Annotated in this window: 1 protein-coding gene and 1 pseudogene; one reads left to right on the top strand and one right to left on the bottom strand. The window is 53.7% G+C overall.

Going from position 1 to position 272, the window contains the following annotated elements; translation table 11 throughout:
- A pseudogene (locus FN960_RS24080) lies at positions 1 to 187 on the top strand (hypothetical protein); the annotation flags it as partial.
- Between the two features lie 9 nt (positions 188 to 196).
- Here the strand turns inward: FN960_RS24080 and FN960_RS24085 are convergent.
- Complete coding sequence (locus FN960_RS24085) at positions 197 to 271, bottom strand: CstA-like transporter-associated (seleno)protein (RefSeq protein WP_143850815.1); 75 nt, start codon at positions 269 to 271, stop codon at positions 197 to 199.
- Between the last annotated feature and the right edge of the window lies 1 nt (position 272).

Below are 272 nucleotides of genomic sequence, written 5' to 3' on the forward strand. Positions count from 1 at the left end.
GTATCAGCGTTTTCATCTGCCGACTACGCTGGCGGAGCTGGACGTGGATATCAATAATCAGGCGGAGATCGACAAAGTCATTGCCCACACCTTACGTCCGGTGGAATCCATTCATTACCTGCCGGTCACGCTGACACCAGATGCGTTACGTGCAGCGTTCGAAAAAGTGGAATCGTTTAAAGCCTGACATGCAAATTTAGCAGCAGCGCGCGCCGCCTTTTCCACCGTAGCGCGCGTCCTGCCGCTCACGGAAAAACTCTTCGTAGGTCATC

This window comes from Alkalicoccobacillus porphyridii (assembly GCF_007293315.1).
Lineage (GTDB): Bacteria > Bacillota > Bacilli > Bacillales > Bacillaceae_D > Alkalicoccobacillus > Alkalicoccobacillus porphyridii.